1 protein-coding gene is annotated in these 3045 nt (G+C 43.2%); it reads left to right on the top strand.

Going from position 1 to position 3045, the window contains the following annotated elements:
• The first annotated feature begins 278 nt into the window (after positions 1 to 278).
• On the top strand, positions 279 to 3002 hold the full coding sequence (locus tag QMA35_RS21185; RefSeq protein ID WP_281649129.1) for a hypothetical protein: 2724 nt from the start codon (positions 279 to 281) through the stop codon (positions 3000 to 3002).
• The last annotated feature ends 43 nt before the right edge of the window (positions 3003 to 3045 follow it).

Below are 3045 nucleotides of genomic sequence, written 5' to 3'. Positions count from 1 at the left end.
ACAATGTACTGAGAGATTTCAGGAACTCTTGGAATTGTGTTTGCTACATGACGATGGTTCCAATTACACGACAGAAACCGGCGATCAGAAGTGTAGTTCATGCTACCAACATGTATTGTGAACAGAGCCAGCGCACTCATTGGAAATTGCAAGACTATACTCGCTCCCCCCTCCTCTGTGGACGTTGTGATAGGTGAGCAATGCGGGTATGCCGGTATAGTCATAATCTACAGCTGTTTTTAGCATTGGCTTTATTCTGTACTGCGGCTGTGGGAACTTTGCGTGATGATCTCCTCCGCATTCTTGAGTCGTTCCAATATTCAGAAGCTGTGTCATATGGTGTGAGTAAAAGTGATCAATCACTTGAAAACTTCTTCAATGAGCTTGAGGCTGCTGTATTTTCCGGTCAATCATCACAGAACCCACTGAACTCTTGGGTCCGTCATCATCAAATCCCAGAGTCCCGGCAGGCTTCCTTTACCTCTGCCTCCCAGACCACAGAGCAGACATCAGCCAATCAGGTACAATTGCTGAAAGGGGAGGCACCTTTTTCAGAAAGGGAAATGCTAAAGCTATTCTGGTACGCAGCTGTCCTTAAGCGACCTGTCATCGTTTTGGATCTGATTGCAAAAACGGGAGTGGGGCATTTTGATAGCTTCCATGTCACTTCTGATGGTCATTTTCAGAGCGAGTTTTCCGACTCATGGCTTGACCAGAACACTAGTCTTGTTAATAAAAGTATTTTATTAATACGCACAGAGAGTGTATGGAGTTATGTTGTAAGTCACAGTCACAGCCACAGCCACAGCCCTCATGAAGATACCTATCGATTCCTCGACTATATAAAAAACTATTTACCTTTCGATTATCCAGTTATTCAGCCTTTGTTTCCATTGAATATTCACCCCAATATTAAAGGGTGTCGTGGCCTGGTTTGGTTCAAGAATAAAATCAAGTTTCAGTGGGAAGTAAACCCTGAAACTGAGATAGATCATTCATTCTTGGAAAACTTGAGAGGAAAGGAGCTTGTTGAGGCTCTTCATTATAAGTCTCAAACGAAGTATGTGAGTAGCTCTTTAGCTCAGCAGATGGGATCAATTTCTCTAAATAAGGGTATGAAAGAAGAATCAAGTCATAAGCCAGTCGCATCCAAAGGTTCTTGTTCGAGCGGCTATGTTACTGGATATATGTCAAGGGCAGGGCAGAGAGAACACCGGAATGAAGAAGCGCTGCTACTAATTCCTACTTTGCATGACAAGAAAAAGGGACCTCCAAAGGAGCATTCTGTTCCGGGTGAATATTATGAGCCTCCAAAAGCTGAACCTTCAAAATATCAGCAAGCAGGTCCTTTTACCAAACAGCAGAAGGAATCTAGGAGTGCACAAGCCAGCTACTCTTCTCCGCAAGCAGAGGAAGACAACAGGACTGAACTCCAAGGTCTTTTAAGAAAAGTAACCGAGATGAAAGAGACTGTGAGTAAGGATTACAAAAAATTTCAAGAGGCTATGAAAAACGCGCAGATTAGTGAAGAGAAGCAGGTACTTAGATGTTTGGAGGTAAAGAGTCCAGAGCTTTTTTATCTTGTAGGAGATATACGCGAAACGCTTAATAATCTATACGAAGAGTTTGATCAAAAGGCTTTAATGGGGCAAGTCCGTAGAATGTACGTTCTCTACTATCAGTATTTATTAAGTGATAAGAATTTGCTAAATACTGCAGGTTTACTTAGTACGATGGAGGGCTGGTTTAAAAAGTTAGCCAGCCACCCACTGATTCTGCTGCATCGTACTAATAACGTATTGTGGGCGGATATTATTCGTACTCTAGCGGGATTGGAAGAGGCGCGTAGGGAGTATTCTCCAGCCACAAGCCCTGAAGTCTATTCAGCGGAAATGGCAGTTGATTCTGTCGTGGGTGTGGAAAGATTTATTGCAGATTTAACTGCATTGTTAACAGATGAGACGCTTCATACTCAGGGTGCTTTTTTTCTGGAAAAGTTAGAACCTTTTCGAATGGCGATACACGTAGCACTGCTCACACTAAGAGAGCAGGTACGTTATATTCCACCGAAGTATTACCCGCAGGCTTTTCAGCAACTCTGTGAGTTGCTGAATGAAAACAGGGAAAAAATTGTTTCCGTTGAGCGGCTCTATCATCCCGTCTGGCATATTGCCAGAAGATTTGTGAATAGCATGATTGAGAATGGCTTGGAGGGACACTTGGCAAAAGAAGATGTATACCCAAGAGTCCGTGCTCTTTATGAGAATGATGTTAGAAAGAGCAAGGTGGATTTTTCTAACCTCTTTGTTGAGGAGCAAATAAAAGTAGCGGAAGAGTTTACAGTCCCTGGTTTTTTTTCTGATACCGTAAGGCGCTTGGTCGCTACAGGTGCAATGAAATCTCTCTCAGGCTATAAGTTGGCTCCCTTTGGTGCTATTACTGGTTCCCAAAAACCTTTGGCTTTACAAAACTCTAAAGAAGCTAGCCCTGGTCAACAGTGGCAGTTGGCTTTACCCGGGCAGAATGAGCTTATTGTCCGAAGGCATTTTACACCTGATATGAGCCCGGTAATTTTTTCGGCGAGAGGGTCTAAAATGTCTAAAGTCATATCTTTGCAGTTGCACGATAAACAATGGGACATTACCCCATCACAGTTCATGTACAGCAGCATCAATTTGCACGAAAATTCGCCAGTTCAGTTTATACAGTCTTCACCAGGGTGTAGAGAACTGAGTAAACAAAGCACTGAAAGTCATCTTAAAGATCAACTCGCGATGCATTCCGCACTTGAAGGATACTTACGACACACTACTACTGGCATTCGAGGGGCACGTAAATACCTTACTACCTCGAAAACAGCGATTGTGCCTGGGCTTCCCAAGTCTGCTATACGTGAAGTATTGCCGTGGGAAGTGCAACCATGGAATCAATCAATATCAATTGATCAAAGAGCAGCATTATCCAGTGCAACTCCAGCGAAGGCGATTGAATACTCTAAATAGATCACTGCTGTCCGGTTAAAAAAATCGAGAAAGGCGTGAGATG

The sequence above is a fragment of the Parendozoicomonas sp. Alg238-R29 genome, assembly GCF_947331445.1.
Lineage (GTDB): Bacteria > Pseudomonadota > Gammaproteobacteria > Pseudomonadales > Endozoicomonadaceae > Sansalvadorimonas.
This window is presented reverse-complemented; position numbering and strand designations above follow the sequence as displayed.